Origin of the sequence: Bradyrhizobium sp. NBAIM01 (assembly GCF_020194115.1) — a bacterium.
GTDB lineage: Bacteria > Pseudomonadota > Alphaproteobacteria > Rhizobiales > Xanthobacteraceae > Bradyrhizobium > Bradyrhizobium yuanmingense.
In genome coordinates, this window is record NZ_JADYVU010000002.1 from 150,742 (window position 1) to 166,653 (window position 15,912).

At 65.4% G+C, this 15,912-nt stretch carries 18 protein-coding genes; 2 read left to right on the plus strand and 16 right to left on the minus strand.

Translation table 11 applies throughout. The annotated features are described in order from the left end of the window. Window positions 1-63 precede the first annotated feature (63 nt). The 8 genes from I6F31_RS07060 to I6F31_RS07095 are packed head-to-tail and all read right to left on the minus strand — an operon-like array spanning window position 64 to window position 8,156. On the minus strand, window positions 64-1,437 hold the full coding sequence (locus tag I6F31_RS07060) for an amidohydrolase family protein (protein ID WP_225146423.1): 1,374 nt from the start codon (window positions 1,435-1,437) through the stop codon (window positions 64-66). Then, window positions 1,434-3,017, minus strand: coding sequence for an ABC transporter substrate-binding protein (locus I6F31_RS07065; protein WP_225146422.1), 1,584 nt, complete (start codon window positions 3,015-3,017; stop codon window positions 1,434-1,436). The genes I6F31_RS07060 and I6F31_RS07065 overlap by 4 nt, the downstream gene beginning before the upstream one ends. Next, window positions 3,017-3,901 carry a polysaccharide deacetylase gene (locus tag I6F31_RS07070; protein ID WP_225146421.1) on the minus strand — a complete coding sequence of 295 codons (885 nt, stop codon included), beginning with the start codon at window positions 3,899-3,901 and terminating at the stop codon, window positions 3,017-3,019. Before I6F31_RS07070 ends, I6F31_RS07065 begins: the two co-directional genes overlap by 1 nt. After that, window positions 3,888-4,703, minus strand: a complete 816-nt coding sequence (locus tag I6F31_RS07075; RefSeq protein WP_035998422.1) for an ABC transporter substrate-binding protein — start codon at window positions 4,701-4,703, stop codon at window positions 3,888-3,890. Before I6F31_RS07075 ends, I6F31_RS07070 begins: the two co-directional genes overlap by 14 nt. A gap of 16 nt (window positions 4,704-4,719) precedes the next feature. Further along, window positions 4,720-5,484 carry an amino acid ABC transporter ATP-binding protein gene (locus I6F31_RS07080; protein WP_057028105.1) on the minus strand — a complete coding sequence of 255 codons (765 nt, stop codon included), beginning with the start codon at window positions 5,482-5,484 and terminating at the stop codon, window positions 4,720-4,722. Beyond that, the gene (locus I6F31_RS07085) at window positions 5,481-6,338 is read right to left on the minus strand and encodes an amino acid ABC transporter permease (protein ID WP_036041414.1); all 858 of its coding nucleotides are present in this window, start codon (window positions 6,336-6,338) and stop codon (window positions 5,481-5,483) included. The genes I6F31_RS07080 and I6F31_RS07085 overlap by 4 nt, the downstream gene beginning before the upstream one ends. Further along, window positions 6,335-7,162 (minus strand): ABC transporter substrate-binding protein, encoded by an 828-nt coding sequence (locus I6F31_RS07090; protein ID WP_225146420.1) that lies wholly within the window; start codon window positions 7,160-7,162, stop codon window positions 6,335-6,337. The genes I6F31_RS07085 and I6F31_RS07090 overlap by 4 nt, the downstream gene beginning before the upstream one ends. 37 nt (window positions 7,163-7,199) lie before the next feature. Beyond that, window positions 7,200-8,156, minus strand: coding sequence for an N-carbamoyl-D-amino-acid hydrolase (locus I6F31_RS07095; protein ID WP_225146419.1), 957 nt, complete (start codon window positions 8,154-8,156; stop codon window positions 7,200-7,202). A gap of 151 nt (window positions 8,157-8,307) precedes the next feature. On the opposite strand from I6F31_RS07095, the gene I6F31_RS07100 reads away from it, so the two are divergent. Together I6F31_RS07100 and I6F31_RS07105 are read left to right on the plus strand one after the other, a co-directional pair. Further along, the gene (locus tag I6F31_RS07100; RefSeq protein WP_225146418.1) at window positions 8,308-9,234 is read left to right on the plus strand and encodes a LysR family transcriptional regulator; all 927 of its coding nucleotides are present in this window, start codon (window positions 8,308-8,310) and stop codon (window positions 9,232-9,234) included. Window positions 9,235-9,262: 28 nt separating this feature from the next. Beyond that, the gene (locus tag I6F31_RS07105; protein ID WP_225146417.1) at window positions 9,263-9,970 is read left to right on the plus strand and encodes a type 1 glutamine amidotransferase; all 708 of its coding nucleotides are present in this window, start codon (window positions 9,263-9,265) and stop codon (window positions 9,968-9,970) included. Window positions 9,971-10,164: 194 nt separating this feature from the next. On the opposite strand, the gene I6F31_RS07110 is transcribed toward I6F31_RS07105, so the two are convergent. The 8 genes from I6F31_RS07110 to I6F31_RS07145 form a co-directional block, all read right to left on the minus strand. Beyond that, window positions 10,165-10,632: a nuclear transport factor 2 family protein gene (locus tag I6F31_RS07110; protein ID WP_036021747.1), complete on the minus strand. Its 468-nt coding sequence runs from the start codon at window positions 10,630-10,632 to the stop codon at window positions 10,165-10,167. Window positions 10,633-10,710: 78 nt separating this feature from the next. Then, the gene (gene ybgC, locus I6F31_RS07115) at window positions 10,711-11,160 is read right to left on the minus strand and encodes a tol-pal system-associated acyl-CoA thioesterase (RefSeq protein ID WP_197960645.1); all 450 of its coding nucleotides are present in this window, start codon (window positions 11,158-11,160) and stop codon (window positions 10,711-10,713) included. A 68-nt stretch (window positions 11,161-11,228) separates the two neighbouring features. Beyond that, window positions 11,229-12,149 (minus strand): metallophosphoesterase, encoded by a 921-nt coding sequence (locus I6F31_RS07120; RefSeq protein ID WP_225146416.1) that lies wholly within the window; start codon window positions 12,147-12,149, stop codon window positions 11,229-11,231. Window positions 12,150-12,277: 128 nt separating this feature from the next. Next, complete coding sequence (ruvB, locus tag I6F31_RS07125; RefSeq protein ID WP_035998383.1) at window positions 12,278-13,330, minus strand: Holliday junction branch migration DNA helicase RuvB; 1,053 nt, start codon at window positions 13,328-13,330, stop codon at window positions 12,278-12,280. After that, on the minus strand, window positions 13,327-13,791 hold the full coding sequence (locus I6F31_RS07130; protein WP_035998380.1) for a hypothetical protein: 465 nt from the start codon (window positions 13,789-13,791) through the stop codon (window positions 13,327-13,329). Before I6F31_RS07130 ends, ruvB begins: the two co-directional genes overlap by 4 nt. Further along, window positions 13,788-14,405, minus strand: coding sequence for a Holliday junction branch migration protein RuvA (gene ruvA, locus I6F31_RS07135; RefSeq protein ID WP_035998377.1), 618 nt, complete (start codon window positions 14,403-14,405; stop codon window positions 13,788-13,790). The genes I6F31_RS07130 and ruvA overlap by 4 nt, the downstream gene beginning before the upstream one ends. Further along, complete coding sequence (ruvC, locus tag I6F31_RS07140; RefSeq protein WP_057028112.1) at window positions 14,402-14,929, minus strand: crossover junction endodeoxyribonuclease RuvC; 528 nt, start codon at window positions 14,927-14,929, stop codon at window positions 14,402-14,404. The genes ruvA and ruvC overlap by 4 nt, the downstream gene beginning before the upstream one ends. Window positions 14,930-15,053: 124 nt before the next feature. Further along, a complete protein-coding gene (locus I6F31_RS07145; protein ID WP_225146415.1) occupies window positions 15,054-15,800 on the minus strand; it encodes a YebC/PmpR family DNA-binding transcriptional regulator in 747 nt (248 codons plus the stop codon). Window positions 15,801-15,912 lie beyond the last annotated feature (112 nt).

Genomic DNA, 15,912 nt, shown 5'->3' on the forward strand with positions numbered 1-15,912 from the left:
CTCCCCTGCCCTCTCCCGCAAGCGGGGAGAGGGAGCGCACCGTCTTCGTGGCACCAGCGGCACTCAACCACTGAACGCGGCCTGCGCCTCCGGCAGATCCCAGATCTTGCCGATCGCGGCGGTGCCCGCCGCAATGATCGCAGCTTCATCCGCGCCGAGATAGCGCCCCTCATCGACCAGCACGCGGCCATCGACCATGACCTGATCGATATTGGCGCGGTTGGCGAGTGCGATCAGCGCGCGGCGCGGGTCGAACAGCGGCTGCAGATGCGGATGGGTGAGATCGACGACGGTGAGATCTGCGGTCGCGCCCGGCTCGATGCGGCCGAGATCGGGCCGCTTGATGACGTCGGCGGCGACCGTCGTGTTCGCCTCGATCAGCTCGGGTGAGTTCGCGACGTCAGGGCGCGCCGAAATGATCTTGGAGATCAGCGACGCCGCATTGAGCTCGCCGAGCAGATCCATGTTGTAGCCGTCGGTGCCGACCACGGTGCGCACGCCGTGCGCGGCGAAGCGGCTGAACGCCGCGGTGATGCCGGCACGCGCGAACACGCGCGGGCAGTTCAAGACGGTCATGCCGCGCGCGGCCATCAGCTTGAGATCGTCATCGCTGCTGAACATGCAGTGCGCCGCCATCAGATCCGGCGCGAGCAGGCCGAGCCAGTCCAGATATTCTGCCGGCGTGCGGCCGCCATAGCGCTTGCCGATGGTCTCGACCTCGGCGCGGCTCTGCGCCATGTGCGTGGTGATGGGAACGCCGAGCTCGCGCGCCCGCGTGGCGCAGGCTTTCAAGAGATCGGGGCCGCAGGTGTCGGTGGCGTGCGGGCTCATCGCAAGACTGATGCGGCCGTCGCCGCGATTATTCCAGCGCTGATAGAGCGCGTCCCACGCCGCCATATCCGCAGCGCCGTCATCGCCGGAATATTGGACCACACCGTCAGGCCCGGCCTTGGCGTCGGAGGTCGAGAACAGATAGGGCGCGCCGTAGAAGCGGATGCCCATCTTTTCCGCCGCGTCGAACATCTCGGGGATCGAGTTGCGGAACGGCTCCATCACCGTGGTGGCGCCGCCCTTGAGCAGCTGGAGGATGCCGAGCCGCGCCACCGCAAGGCGCTCTTCCGCCGACAGGATATCGGCGCCGCGCTTGGTCAGCGGCAGCAGCACCGTGTAGACGATGCTCTGGTTGTTCTTGCGGCCATTGCCGTCCTCGGTGTGGCTGCGCGCCACCGCTTCCGAGAAGCAATGATTGTGCAGGTTGAGCAGGCCCGGCAGGACGAAGCGGCCCGGACGATCATAGACCCGATCGGCGCGCGGCTTGTCGCGTGTGATCGCTGCAATCTTCTTGCCTTCGACCAGAACCCAGCGGTCGCGCAGCACGTCCTGCGCGCCGTCTTTCCGTGACAGCACATAGCTGCCGAAGATTGCTGTGGTGCTCATGCGGGGCGCACGTTCCAGAACACGGCGGTGCCGTCGAGAATGCCGGTGATGGCCTTGCGATAGGCCGTCGGCTGCTTGTAGAGGCCGATCGGAATATAGGGGATTTCCTCGAACGCCACCCTCTGGACTTCGCGGCAGATGCGCTGCTGTTCGGCGAGTTCGGAGGCCGCCAGCCACTGGCTGCGCAACTCGCCCATCTTCGTGCTCGCGTACCAGCCGGCGACCTTGCCTTCGCCGCGAATGTTGGTGTTGCCGGCCGGGTTGAGCCAGTCGATGCCCTGCCAGTTGCCGACCGCGGCGCTCCAGCCGCCCTGCGGAAGCGGATCCTTCTTCAGCTGGCGCTGCAGCACCACGGCGAAATCGAGGCCGGCATATTCGACGTTCATGCCGGCCTTGCGCAACGAGTCCACCGCGATCTCGCCAAGCGGCTTTTGCGCCAGCGAGTTGGTCGGAACGAGCAGCACGATCTTCTCGCCGTTGTAGCCCGCGGCTTTCAGGTCGGCCTTCACCTTGGCGTAGTCGCGCGGGCCGCGGAACACGTCGAGGCCGACCTCATTTGCCATCGGGGTGCCGGGTGCGAAATAGCCGACCGGTGAGACCTGGAACGCCGGATCGGTGCCGGCGACGGCGGTCATGAATGCGGACTGGTCGATCGCACCCAGGAGCGCGCGGCGGATGGCGGGATTGTCGAACGGCGGCTGCAGGTGGTTGAGGCGCAGCATGCAGGCGTAGCCTCGGGGATCGAGGATGCGCGTCTCGATATCGCCGGCCGCCTTGATCACCGGAAGCAGATCGTGCGGCGTAGTCTCCTGCCAATCCTGCTCGCCGGTCTGGAGCGCGGCGACGCCGGTGCCGGCATCGGGCGTCGTCGTCCAGACCACGCGATCGTAGTGCACGATCTTCGGCCCCGCGGTCCAGTCCGGCTTGCCGTCGGTGCGCGGCTGATAGCGCTCGAATTTGGCATAGGCGTTGCGCGCGCCCTGTACGCGCTCGTCGGCGAGATAGCGGAACGGGCCGCTGCCGATCACCTCGGTGAGCGGCTTGAACGGATCCTGGCTCGCCAGCCGCTCCGGCATCATGAAGCAGGCATTGATCGCGGCCTTGCCGAGCGCCTGCGGCAGCAGCGGAAAAGGACGCTTCAGACGGAAACGGATGGTGCGGTCGTTGGCAGCCGAGAGCTCGGCGGTCGCCTCCATCAGCTCGCCGCCAAAGCCGTCGCGCGCGGCCCAGCGGCGGATGCTGGCAACGCAATCGCGGGCGAGCACACGCTCGCCGTCGTGCCAGAACAGACCATCACGAAGCGTGAGGTCCCACTGCAGCTGGTCGGCGGAGATGGCGTGGCCCGACAGCATCTGCGGCGAGACCTGGAGCGAGGAGCTCATGCCGTACAGCGTGTCGTAGACCATGAAGCCGTGGTTTCGCGACACCTGTGCCGTCGAATAGATGGGATCGACGAAGGCGAGATCGATGACGGGGATGAAGCGCAGCGTGGATTGCGATTCAGCGCGGACGATGCCCGGCAGCGACAGCGCCGGCAGCGCCGCGCCGGCCTTGAGGAGCGAACGGCGGGAGATCGACATTAGCGGTGACCCGCTTCGTGGCGCAGGAAGTTCTCCGCGATGTTCTCGCCAGTGGTGATCCAGACATCAGGGCACGATTTTGCGTAGGTCAGGAATTCGCGCAGCAGGCGCAGCCGCATCGGGCGGCCGCTGCATTGGGGGTGCAGCACCGTCGTCACCATCGCGCCCCAGTCGCGGACCTCATCCAGCTCGTCCTTCCACATCGAGAGCACGTGCTCCTTCGGAAAGATCGAGCGCGGACTGAAGCGCGCGGACAGGCCGTGCATCCAGTCGTCATAGCTCGCGGTCACCGGCAGCTCGATCGTGCCGGGCTTGCCGTCGGCGAGGCGATGGCGATAGGGCCTGACGTCGTCGCGGAACGAAGACGTGTAGACGATGCCGTGCCGCACCAGCGCGACGCGCAGCTCCTCCGTGAACTCGCCATAGGGCGCGCGATAGCCGGTCGGCTTGACGCCGAGCCGGCGCTTCAGCGCCTCGAAGCCGCGCTCCAGCTCCTCCTCGATCCAGGGATCGCCGGGATCTGGCAGCAGATGGTGATAGCCGTGATGGCCGATCTCGTGACCGGCCTTGAGGATGGACTCCGCCATCGCCGGATGCGCATCGACCGACCACCCCGTGACGAAGAACGTCGCCTTGAGATCGAGCTGGTCGAGCAACTCCAGGAGTTTCGGCGTGCCGACGCGCGCCTCATAGCCGCCATAGCTCATGGTGATGAGCCGCTGCGCATGACCTGCGTCCTTGCTGGTCCAGGCACTCTCGGCGTCCACGTCGAACGACAGGAACATCGCGGATGTGTACGGCTTCGGCCACGGATATTCGGGCGCGGGATCCGCGGTGTTGGCCGGAACGAGCGGAATGCTCTGGAGTGCCTTACTGTCCAGCATTGATGGTCGCCTTCTCGATTGCGTTGTCGCTCAATTTCCACTTCGCCAACAGCGTCTTGTAGGTGCCGTCCGCGATCAGCGCGTCGACCGCCTCCAGCATTGCCTGCTGCAATGCCTTCTCCTTCACCGGCAGAGCAATGCCGGTAAATTGCTGTGCGATGGGCGCGCCCACGGTCGCATAGGTGTTGGGCTCGAGGTCCATGATGTAGGGCAGCGTCTCGTTGCCCTGGGCGGCGGCATCGATGCGGCCTTGCCTCAGCTGGGTGCGTGCATCGGCCGAGCCGTCGGTGCCGACGAACTGGATCGGAGAGCTGCCGCAATTCTTCTCGCTCCACGCCGCAATCTGGGCCGGGAACATGGTGCGTCGGCTGGCGCCGACCTTCTTGCCGCACAGCGACGTCGCATCCTTGAATTCCGCCTTGCGTGACGCCTGCACGAAGAACTGCGGGCCGCTGCGCAAATAATCGACGAAGGTCGCGACCTCGTGCCGGCTCGCATAGTCGGTGAAACCGGACAGGATCGCATCCACCCGCCCCGTCGAGATCGAGGGCATGAACTCGGCAAAGCTGGTCTCGGTCCATTCGATCTTGACGCCGAGCTTGCGGCCGATCGCCTCGCCAAGATCGACGTCGAAGCCGGAGAGCGCGTTGGTGGCGGGATCGCGGAACTCCATCGGCGGATAGTTCGGCACCACCGCGACCTTGATGCTGCCGCGCTTTACGATCTCAGGCGGCAGTTCGGCCGCCATTGCCGACACGCTCATGGCGCCCAGGAACGCCGCCGCAAGCAAGAATCTCTTCATCACCATACCCCCAATGTCAGATCACTGCCGAAAGAAATGCCTTGGTGCGCTCCTCGCGCGGCGCGCCCAACACGTCGGAGGCCCGGCCCTGCTCGACGATCGCGCCCTGGTCCATGTAGACGACGCGGTCGGCGACCTCGCGGGCGAAGCCGAGCTCGTGCGTCACCACCATCATGGTCATGCCGCTTCGCGCCAGCTCCTTCATGACCGCGAGCACCTCGCCGACCAGCTCGGGATCGAGTGCGCTGGTGGGCTCGTCGAACAACATCAGCATCGGCTTCATGGCGAGCGCCCGCGCGATCGCGACGCGCTGCTGCTGGCCGCCGGAGAGCTGCGCCGGATACCAGTCGGCCTTGGCCGACAATCCGACGCGCCGAAGCAGCTCGGTCGCCTCGGCGCGCACCTCATCCGGCTTCCGCCCCTGCACCTGGGTCGGGCCTTCCGTGATGTTCTCCAGCGCGGTCTTGTGCGGAAACAGGTTGAAGCGCTGGAACACCATGCCTGTCTTGAGCCGCTGCCGCCCGATCTCGCGCTCGCTGAGGCGATGGAGCTTCCCGCCTTGCTCGCGCACTCCGAGCAGTTCGCCGTCGAGCCAGATGCCGCCGGCATCGATCGTGGCGAGCTGATTGATGCAGCGGAGCAGCGTGGTCTTGCCGGAGCCGGAGGCGCCGATCAGGCACATCACCTCGCCGGGCCAGACGTCGAGCGAGACGTTCTTGAGAGCCTGAAACTCTCCAAAGTTCTTGGCTACGGAGCGGATCGCGACGAGCGGCTTTGTCATCGCGCCAGCCGCAATGTGCCGCGCGCAAAGCGGCGTTCGAGCAACATCTGGAGCGGTGTCAGGATCGAGACCGCGAGCAGGTACCAGAGCCCCGCGACGATCAGGAGCTCGATCACGCGCGAGTTGGCGTAGTAAATGTTCTCGGCATTGTGCAGCAGCTCCGGATACTGGATCACGCTGGCGAGCGAAGTCGCCTTCACCATGCCGATGAACTCGTTGCCGAGCGGCGGGATCACCACGCGCATCGCCTGCGGCAGCACGATCCGGCGCAACGCGCGCAGCCGTCCCATGCCGATCGCCTGCGCCGCTTCATATTGCCCGATATCGACCGACAGCATGCCGGCGCGCATGACTTCGGAGGTGTAGGCGCCCTGGTTGATGCCGAGCCCGAGCAGCGCGGCAAGGAACGGCGTCATGACATCGACGGCGCGTGCAGACCACAGGCCGGGGATACCGATGGTCGGAAACACCAGCGCGAGGTTGAACCACAGCAGCAGCTGCAAGATCAGTGGCGTGCCGCGAAACAGCCATGTGTAGCCGGCGGCGACCGACTTCAGCACCGGATTGGGCGACAGCCGCATGATCGCGACGACGATGCCGAGGAAGATGCCGAGCATCATCGCCAGCACCGCCATCACCATGGTGTTGACGATGCCTTCGAGGATGACCTTTGCGGTCAGGAAGCGGCTGACATAGGACCATTCGATCTGGCCGTTCGCAAAGGCGCGCGCGATCGCCGCCAGCACGAGGACGATCAGGGCCGCGCTGATCCAGCGAAACCAGTGCGGCTCGCGCGCGATCCGCAGGCCTGACAGGTCGGGAAATCCTTGCGCGAGTGCCGGCGCGGGCTTCATTGCGGCGCCGCGTTCAGCATGGGCTGGGCGACTGCATTTGTCCCTAGGCCCCATTTGTCGAGAATGGCCTTGTACGAGCCGTCAGCGATCATCGCCGCGAGTTTCTCGGTCACGACTTCGCGCAAGGCGGCATCGTCCTTGCGGAACATGATGCCCTGATAGCCCCTGGCAAAGGGCTCGCCGACGATGCGATACTTGCCGGGCTCCTGTTGCTGCGCATAAGGCAACGTCTCGCTGCCCTGCACGGCGGCGTCGATGCGGCCCTGCTTGAGCTGGTTGCGGACGTCGATGGAATTCTCGCCCGGAACGTACTGGATCGCGGGCTTGCCGGCCGGCTCGCAATTCTGCTTGCTCCACTTCTCGATCTCGACCGGGAAGCTGGTGCTGCGGGTGGTGCCGACCTTCTTGCCGCAGAGATCGGTGGCGTCCTTGGCCGCGCTGTCCGCCGTCACGAAGAACTGCGGTCCGGTTGCGAGGTAATCGACGAAATCCGCGGTCTCGCGCCGCGAGGCACGATCAGAGATGCCGGAAATGATGAAGTCGGCGCGCTTGGTCTGGAGCGAGGGGATCAGCTCGGCGAACGGCGTCTCGCTCCAGACAATCTTGAGGTCGCCAAGCCGCTTGGCGAGCTCTTTCGCCAGATCGATGTCGAGCCCGACCAGCTCGTTGGTTGCGGGATCGCGATATTCCATCGGCGCGTAGGTGGAGTTGACCGTGAGCTTCAGCGTGCCGGCCTGCTTGATCTCCGCCGGCAGCTCGGCGGCTCGCGCCGACGTCGCCGCGGCCAGCGCTGCGCAGGCAAGCAAATACGAGAGGCGTGTCATGTCAGCTCCTTTTGCCAATGCTGCGACCGGCCGTTGGTCAATCTGCGTCGAGAACGGCCGGCTCGATGATGCCGGCACGCTCGGTGATCACCCTGTATTGCTCGGGCCGCCGGTGGGCGGCGAAGTTGAACATCTTGTCCTTGCCCTGGCGGCAGAGGTCGAGATCGATGTCAGCGACGATCACCTCGTCGGCCAGCGTCTGAGCCTGCGCGACGATGCGGCCGTTGGGATCGACGATGCAGGAGCCGCCGATCAGGCCGGACCCGTCCTCCTCGCCCGCCTTCGCCACCGAAATCGCCCAGGTCGCGTTCATGTAGGCGTTGGCCTGCGTCACCAGCGTCGAGTGGAAGGTGCGCAAGGCTCCGTCTTCGGTCGTGCCGCCGTTGGGATCGTAGGCCGCCGAATTGTAGCCGATGCAGACGAGCTCGACGCCTTGCAGACCGAGCACGCGCCAGGATTCCGGCCAACGACGATCATTGCAGATCATCATGCCCATGATGGCATGGGCCCAGGACGAGCCGGCGCGGAAGGCGGGAAAGCCGAGGTCGCCATATTCGAAGTAGCGCTTCTCGAGTTGCTGGTAGCGCGCGCCCGGACGCGGCTCGACCGAGCCCGGCAGATGCACCTTGCGATAGCGGCCGAGAACCTCGCCGTCGCGATCGACCAGGATGGAGCAATTGTAGCGCCGCCCCTCCGGCGTCAGCTCGGCATAGCCGACATAGAAGCCGACGCGGAGCGCACGTGCGCGATCGAATAGCTTTGCCACCTGGGGGTTCGGCATGCTGCGCTCGAAATACCGGTCGAGGGCCTCGCCTTCGAGCAGCCAGCGCGGGAAGAAGGTGGTGAAGGCGAGCTCCGGAAACACCACAAGACTCGCACCCCGACCGGCCGCCTCCTCCAGCATGTCGAGCATCCGCGACAACGTGTGCTCGCGCGTATCGGCTTTTTGCGTCGGCCCCATCTGAGCGGCGGCGGCGCGAAGGACACGAACCAAGATTGCCTCCAATCTGTGCGCAGTGCTGCCTCAATGGGCGAACGAACCCTTTGATGCGACGTGCAAATCGGCTGCCATTACGGGCAAGCACTGCTGCAAAATCAATTCGCGTTGCTATGATGTTTTGGCCCTGACTATAATCGGCAGTGATATGAACCTGCGTCAGCTCGAGATCCTTCGCGCCGTGATCCGCCACCGCACCACGGTGGCGGCGGCGGACGAGCTGGCGCTGTCGCAGCCGGCGGTCAGCAACGCGCTGAAGACGATGGAGGCGCAGGCGGGCTTTGCGCTGTTCGAGCGCGTCAACAACCGGCTGTTTCCAACCGCCGAAGCGATGGCGCTCTACAAGGAGAGCGAGGCGATCTTCGCGCTGCACGCCAAGCTCGAGAACCGCATGCGCGATTTGCGCGAGAACCGGTCCGGGCATCTCGCCATCGTGGCGACGCCGCCGCTCGCCTACAGCATCATTCCGTCCGCGTTGTCGGGCTTCCTGCGACGCCGCCCGGAGACGCGGGTGTTCTTCGACGTACGGCGCTACGAGGGCATCATCGAGGGTGTGCTGAGCCGCGTCGCCGAGCTCGGCTTCGCGCTCGGCCTCACGCATCATCCCGGCATCGCGCATGAGGTGGTGCACACCGGCGAGATGGTCTGCGTGCTGCCGCCACAGCATCCACTCGCCGACCGGCCGATGATCTCCGCTTCCGATCTCTCCGGCCTACCCTTCATCGGGCTCGAACGCGGCACGCGGCTCGGCGAAGCCGTGCGCGACAGCTTTGCCCGCGCCGGCGCGCCGTTCCGGCCGACGATCGAGGTGCGCTACTGCAACACGGCCTGCGTGCTGGCCGCCGCCGGCGTCGGCGCGGCGGTGGTCGATCCTTTCTCGCCGCGGCAGAACGGCGGCAGCGGCCTCGTCGTCCGTCCGTTCTCGCCGACGACGCAGGCGATCGCCTATATGCTATGGTCTGAAGCCGAGCCGCTGTCGCGTCTGGCCAAGGCCTTTCTCAACGAGATCCGCAAGGAGAGCGCTCTGCTCGAGCGGGCAGCGCCGCACCAGCAACATGGGGCAGAAAGCGGCTGAGCTTCGCAACCTTTTGACCGGGAGGCCCATGGCACGCATCACCATCATCGAGACCGGAGAGGTGCCGCAAAAATACCGCGAGCGCCACGGTTCATTTCCGGACATGTTCGCGCGCATGATCCGCGCCGAGGAGCCGGCCGCGACGATCGAGGTCGTCAGCATCCCCAGCGGCGATGCGCTGCCCGATCCGAGCAAGCTCGAGGCCATCCTCATTACCGGCGCGGCGGCCGGGGTCTATGACGGGCTCGACTGGATCGCGCCGCTGGAAGATTTCGTGCGAACGGCTTACGCCAACAAGACACCGATGGTCGGTGTCTGCTTTGGCCACCAGCTGATCGCGCAGGCGCTCGGCGGCACCGTGCGCAAATCAGAACAGGGCTGGGGCATCGGCCGGCATGTCTATCAGGTGCTGCCGGAGAACGGCGTCATCGACGGTGAAGCGGTCGCGGTCGCCGCCTCGCATCAGGACCAGGTGATCGAGCCGCCAAGCGATGCGCTGACGATCCTCTCCTCCGAATTCACCCCGCATGCCGGCCTGCTCTATGCCAATGGCGCGACGCTGACAGTGCAGCCGCATCCGGAATTCGATGTCGGGTTCGCGCAAGTGTGCTGCGATCTGCGCGATGGCAAGGCACCTGAGGATGTCGTTGCCACGGCGAGGGCGTCGCTGGCGGAGCCGATGGATAATGCGAAGCTCGGCGGGGCGATTACGCGGTTTCTGGCTAAGCGCACCTGACTACGAAGCTCGAGACGCACTCGTCTTCCCTTCTCCCCTTGCGGGAGATGGTGGCGCGAAGCGCCGGATGAGGGGTTCTATCCATTCGCCGGACTGCTCGTGAGGAGAGAGACCCCTCACCCGTCTCGCCGCTATGCGGCGAGCCACCCTCTCCCGCAAGGGGAGAGGGTGAAGCAGCGGTCGCTTTGTTAATTTCAGAACGGCTCGCTTCCCAGCCCCGGCACATCGGCCGGCCGCGGGCCCGGCGCCGCCCAGTGAAACCGGCGATCCTTCTCCGCAATGGCGATGTCGTTGATCGAGGCCTCGCGCCGCTTCATCAGGCCGTGCTCGTCGAACTCCCATTGCTCGTTGCCGTAGGAGCGGTACCACTGGCCGCTTGCATCGTGCCATTCGTACTGGAAGCGCACCGCGATGCGGCTGCCGTCGAAGGCCCAGAGGTCCTTGATCAGGCGGTAATCCTGCTCCTTCTCCCATTTGCGGGTGAGGAAGGCGACGATGGCCTCGCGGCCCTGAAACACTTCCGAACGGTTGCGCCAGCGGCTGTCCTCGGTATAGGCGAGCGAGACCCGCACCGGATCGCGTGAATTCCAGGCGTCCTCGGCCATCCGGGCCTTTTGCGCGGCGGTCTCGCGGGTGAAGGGTGGAAGCGGCGGGCGCGACATGGTGGCCTCATCGGTGATCGGGACCGCGAATGTATCGTCGCAATCGGCGGAGTCGATAGGCGATCCGCTATCGAGCGATCACGAAACCAGATCGGCCTTCATCAGTTGGCGGATCGATTTCGGGATCGGCTGGGCGCGGCCGCCGCTGATGAAGGCAACGCGGACCTCGGCTTTCACCAGCACGTCATCACCGCGCCGCACCTCCTGCGCCAGCATGATTGACGCCCCTTTCACCGCGACCGGCCAGGTCACGACGTCGAGCACGTCGTCCATTCGCGCGGGCTTCAGGAAGTCCAGATGCATCGAGCGCACCACGAAGGCGAAGCCCGCGCCGTCCGTCTCGGTCTGCTCGAACAGCACCTGCTGCTCGGCACCCATCAGCCTGAGATGATTGGTGCGTCCGCGCTCCATGTAGCGCAGGTAATTGGCATGATAGACGATGCCGGAAAAATCCGTGTCCTCGTAATAGACCCGGACCTGCATGTGGTGGCGGCCGTCGCGGATCTCGCCGTCGAGATGAGCTGTCACGTCCGGAGCCTCTTCGCTGGTCGGTAACCGGCACGTTTTGCGCAAAAACAGCCGGACGCGCAAGCGTGTTAGGACACGACCGGTCCTGACCTTCCCAGCGTCACCTCGACGATCTCAGGCGGCACGCCGAAGCGGAGCGGCATGATGCTGCAACCGAGGCCGCCGGAGACGATGAGATCGCATTTCAGGCGGAAATGGCCATAGGCGAGCCGCAGACCGTTCTTGGGCGCGACGGCCGGCGACCAGCCGAGCAGGCGAACCTGGCCGCCATGGGTATGGCCGGACAATTGCAGCGCGACGCGCGCGGGCACGAGCGGAGCGACATTGGGCTCGTGCGCGAGCAGAATGACCGGCGCATCGTCGGTGATCTTGGCCAGCGTGGCGTTGAGATCGTCGGCACCGAAGTGCGCCATGCTCCGGAAGCGCCGCGCCGGCAGGAAGGCCAGTTGATCGCCGAGGCCGGCAAGCCAGAACGGACGGCCGTCCTTGGTAAGACGCACAGCATCGTTCTCGTAGACGGGAATGCCGGCCGTCTCCAGCGCCCGATGTGCGATGGTCGTCCCGTGCCCGGCCCGCTGCACGGTTCTGTCATCCCAATAGTCGTGGTTGCCCATAACGGCATGAACGCCGAGGGGCGCCTTCAGGCGCCCCAATACCCTTGCCCATTCGCTCGACGGAATGAAGCGCGTGACGTGGTGAAGGCCGGCGACATAGTCGCCGAGCAGCACGATGAGATCGGCGTTCAGCGCGTTGGTCCGGTCGACGATGCCCTCGATGCGCTCCAGCGACATCCAGGGATCGCAGGCATGGATGTCAGCGATGGCGGCAATCTTCAGCGGAAAATCCGCCGGCCACTGCCGCGGCATCGGATGATAGCGCGTGACGCGAAGGCGCAGCACCGGCTCGACACCGACGCCGTAGGCTGCGGTCGAGACGCCGAGGGCGGACAGACCGCCAATGGAACGGATAAGATGACGGCGCGTGATCATGGAAGCCCGATGATGATGCGGCGCCTTGATGATATCCGATTGGAGCGGAATTGGGGTGCGTTCGTGCAGATCGTCTGCACGAGGTTAACGGAAATTCATCAAGCCGGAACAGCGCGAGGTTCGGCAGATCACTCGTCGCTGTCATCCGTGCCGAACAGGCCGAACTGCGCCGCCGCATCGCGCGAGGGCTCGGCGAGACCGAGATGGCGGAAGGCGTGCGAGGTCAGCAGGCGGCCGCGCGGCGTGCGCTGCAGATAGCCGCACTGGATCAGATAGGGCTCGATGATGTCCTCGATGGCGTCGCGCGGCTCCGACAAGGCCGCAGCCATGGTCTCGACGCCGACCGGTCCGCCGCCATAGTTGAGCGCGATGGTCGAGAGATAGCGCCGATCCATCGCGTCCAGCCCTGCGGCATCGACCTCGAGCGCGCTCAGCGCATGGTCGGCAATCTTACGGTCGATCTTGTCGGCATCGGCCGCCGAGGCGAAATCGCGCACGCGGCGGAGCAGGCGGCCGGCGATGCGCGGCGTGCCGCGGGCGCGGCGCGCGATCTCATTGGCGCCATCGGCGCTCATGCCGACGTTGAGCACGCGCGCGCCGCGGCTGACGATGCTCTCCAACTCCTCGATCGTGTAGAAGTTGAGCCGGACCGGAATGCCAAAGCGGTCGCGCAAGGGATTGGTGAGAAGGCCGGCGCGCGTGGTGGCGCCGACCAGTGTGAATTTCGACAGCTCGATCTTGACCGAGCGCGCCGCGGGGCCCTCGCCGATGATGAGGTCGAGCTGAAAGTCCTCCATCGCGGGATAGAGCACCTCTTCCACCGCGGGGCTGAGGCGATGGATCTCGTCGATGAAGAGCACGTCGCGCTCTTCGAGATTGGTCAAGAGGGCGGCAAGATCGCCGGCCTTGGCGATCACGGGCCCCGAGGTGGCGCGGAAACCGACGCCGAGCTCCTTCGCCACGATCTGCGCCAGCGTGGTCTTGCCGAGGCCGGGGGGACCGACGAACAGCACGTGATCCAGCGCCTCGCCGCGCTTGCGCGCCGCTTCGATGAAGATCGAGAGATTCTTGCGCGCCTGCGCCTGACCGACGAAGTCGGACAGCGATTGCGGCCGCAGCGCGGTGTCGCCGACATCGTCGCTGCGGCGCTCCGGCGAGACCATGCGGGGGGGAGTGGTCATGCGGAAGTCCTGCACAGTCGCTTGTCGATAAGAAGGGCAGCTTGAGCACCTGCAAAGAAGATCAAACTTACCACAAGCAAGACAAATGCCTCAGCCGGTTCACTCAGTGCTCTTCCAACAGAGCCAATCACCAGCGCCGAAAGCAAGCTTGCAACGAGAACGTCCCACCAGACAACGGAGCCTCGGATTTGCAGGAAGATTGCAACCATCAAGGCCACAACGGCCGCAGGCAAGAACAAGCCTTTCACGGCAAACCAGCTGAACCCGATCAGGTCGCGCGAGACCGAAAAGCATCGAATGACACGACTAAGAAAACAACCTGATGCCGAGAACGCCAGCATTGCAAGATACCCGGCAAAAAGTGTTCCGCAGAAGACGACGACGAACATACGGCCGAGGCGCCGCAAATGCTGGCGTGCCGCACCTTGACCCCACTCGGAGAGGCGCTGGCCGTTGTTCACTTGGCCAGTTCCTTCAAACCCAATCGAATCAGCTGCGCCGTCTCGGCGCCCTCACCCGCGCTGCGCGAGGCCGATGCAATCGCCGCGGCGGCCTGCGGCTGGCCGTAGCCGAGATTGACCAGCGCAGAGATCGCATCCGCGACGGGGCGCGGCGCGCGCTGGTCGTCGACGGCGCCGGCGAGATGCACGACGGCGGGATCGACATTGGCAAAGGCCGGCGCCTTGTCCTTCAATTCGGTGACGATCCGCTCGGCGACCTTCGGGCCGACACCGGGCGTTCGCGCCACCGCGGCCTTGTCGCGCAGCGCGATGGCATTGGCGAGATCGGCCGGCGACAGCGTGCCGAGCACGGCCAGCGCGACCTTGGCGCCGACGCCCTGCACGGTCTGGAGCAGGCGAAACCATTCGCGCTCCTGATCGGTGCGGAAGCCGAACAGCTTGATCTGGTCCTCGCGGACATAGGTCTCGATCGACAGCACAGCGGCCTCACCCGGCGAGGGCAGATGCTGCAAGGTGCGCGAGGAGCAATGTACCTGATAGCCGACGCCGCCAACGTCGAGGATGACGAAATCCTCGCCGTAGGAATCGATCAAGCCCTTGAGCTTGCCGATCATATCCCCACCACCTTCAGCCTGAGAGCGGTGCTCTGGCGGTGATGGGCGTGGGTGATGGCGATGGCGAGCGCGTCGGCTGCGTCCGCGGACGGCGGCTCGGCCTTCGGCAGCAGGATCTTCAGCATCATCGCGATCTGTTGCTTGTCGGCGTGGCCGGCGCCGACCACCGTCTTCTTGACCTGGTTCGGCGCGTATTCGGCGACAGAGATGCCGAACATTGCCGGCGCCAGCATGGCGACGCCGCGGGCCTGGCCGAGCTTCAGCGTCGCAACGCCGTCCTTGTTGACGAAGGTCTGCTCCACCGCCGCTTCCACCGGCCGGTGATCGGACAAGACGGAAGCGAGCCCCTCATGGATCGCGAGCAGGCGGCTCGCCAGCGGCAAATCGTCCGGCGGTTCCACCGAGCCGCAGGCGACGTAGGCCAAGCGATTGCCCTCGGCCTCGATCACGCCCCAGCCGGTGCGGCGCAGGCCGGGGTCGATGCCGATGATGCGAACGGGGCCACGAATCGGGAGCGCGGTCATGCGCCAGTGATAGCGGCTGGCTGCGGGATGCGAAACAGAAACAGAACGGAAGTAACAGGGGAATGGGTCCCGGCCCAGCGCCGCAGCGTTTCACGCTGCAGCGCGTCCGGGACACGAGAGCGGCCTATCCGCCCATCTTCGCAACAAGCGCGTCCGACACCTCGAAATTGGCGTAGACGTTCTGGACGTCGTCGTGCTCGTTGAGCAGGTCCATCAGCTTCAGGAGCTTCTCGCCGGTCTCGTCGTCGACCGCAACCGTGTTCTGCGGCTTCCAGATCAGCGCAGCCTTGCGCGGCTCGCCGAACTTGGCTTCCAGCGCCTTGGCGACGTCGCGATAGCTTTCGGTGGAGGCGTAGATCTCGTGGCCGCTCTCGCCGGACACGACGTCGTCGGCGCCGGCTTCGATTGCGGCATCCAGCACCGCATCGTCCGAGGCGACGCTGCGGTCGTATTCGATGATGCCGGTGCGGTCGAACATGAAGGAGACTGAGCCGGTTTCGCCGAGATTGCCGCCGGACTTGGTGAAGAAGGAGCGGATGTCGGAGGCGGCGCGGTTGCGATTGTCGGTCAGTGCCTCGACGATGACGGCGACGCCGCCGGGGCCGTAGCCCTCGTAGCGGATCTCGTCATAGTTCTCGCCGTCGCTGCCGAGCGCCTTCTTGATGGCGCGCTCGATATTGTCCTTCGGCATGTTCTCCTGGCGCGCAGCGATCACGGCGGCGCGCAGGCGCGGGTTCATGGCGGGGTCGGGGGTGCCCAGCTTGGCAGCGACGGTGATTTCCCGCGCCAGCTTGCCGAACAGTTTCGACTTCTGGGCATCCTGCCGCCCCTTGCGGTGCATGATGTTCTTGAATTGGGAATGTCCGGCCATGCGTGGTCTCTTGAGAAATCGTCAGCCAAAGATGAGCGTGGGAAGCGCGGCCTTATAGGCCGCCAACCCACCGGAATCAAAGGGCTCGGCTGCGCCTGAGGTAGCACTGTAA

Excerpts from the sequence above, each read along its gene's own strand:
- ruvB (WP_035998383.1), bottom strand. The coding sequence starts at position 13,330 with ATGACCACTCCCCCCCGCATGGTCTCGCCGGAGCGCCGCAGCGACGAT.
- I6F31_RS07105 (WP_225146417.1), top strand. The coding sequence starts at position 9,263 with ATGGCACGCATCACCATCATCGAGACCGGAGAGGTGCCGCAAAAATAC.
- I6F31_RS07060 (WP_225146423.1), bottom strand. The coding sequence starts at position 1,437 with ATGAGCACCACAGCAATCTTCGGCAGCTATGTGCTGTCACGGAAAGAC.
- I6F31_RS07070 (WP_225146421.1), bottom strand. The coding sequence starts at position 3,901 with ATGCTGGACAGTAAGGCACTCCAGAGCATTCCGCTCGTTCCGGCCAAC.
- I6F31_RS07080 (WP_057028105.1), bottom strand. The coding sequence starts at position 5,484 with ATGACAAAGCCGCTCGTCGCGATCCGCTCCGTAGCCAAGAACTTTGGA.
- I6F31_RS07120 (WP_225146416.1), bottom strand. The coding sequence starts at position 12,149 with ATGATCACGCGCCGTCATCTTATCCGTTCCATTGGCGGTCTGTCCGCC.
- ruvC (WP_057028112.1), bottom strand. The coding sequence starts at position 14,929 with ATGACCGCGCTCCCGATTCGTGGCCCCGTTCGCATCATCGGCATCGAC.
- I6F31_RS07145 (WP_225146415.1), bottom strand. The coding sequence starts at position 15,800 with ATGGCCGGACATTCCCAATTCAAGAACATCATGCACCGCAAGGGGCGG.
- I6F31_RS07075 (WP_035998422.1), bottom strand. The coding sequence starts at position 4,703 with ATGAAGAGATTCTTGCTTGCGGCGGCGTTCCTGGGCGCCATGAGCGTG.
- I6F31_RS07065 (WP_225146422.1), bottom strand. The coding sequence starts at position 3,017 with ATGTCGATCTCCCGCCGTTCGCTCCTCAAGGCCGGCGCGGCGCTGCCG.
- I6F31_RS07110 (WP_036021747.1), bottom strand. The coding sequence starts at position 10,632 with ATGTCGCGCCCGCCGCTTCCACCCTTCACCCGCGAGACCGCCGCGCAA.
- I6F31_RS07085 (WP_036041414.1), bottom strand. The coding sequence starts at position 6,338 with ATGAAGCCCGCGCCGGCACTCGCGCAAGGATTTCCCGACCTGTCAGGC.
- I6F31_RS07100 (WP_225146418.1), top strand. The coding sequence starts at position 8,308 with ATGAACCTGCGTCAGCTCGAGATCCTTCGCGCCGTGATCCGCCACCGC.
- I6F31_RS07090 (WP_225146420.1), bottom strand. The coding sequence starts at position 7,162 with ATGACACGCCTCTCGTATTTGCTTGCCTGCGCAGCGCTGGCCGCGGCG.
- ruvA (WP_035998377.1), bottom strand. The coding sequence starts at position 14,405 with ATGATCGGCAAGCTCAAGGGCTTGATCGATTCCTACGGCGAGGATTTC.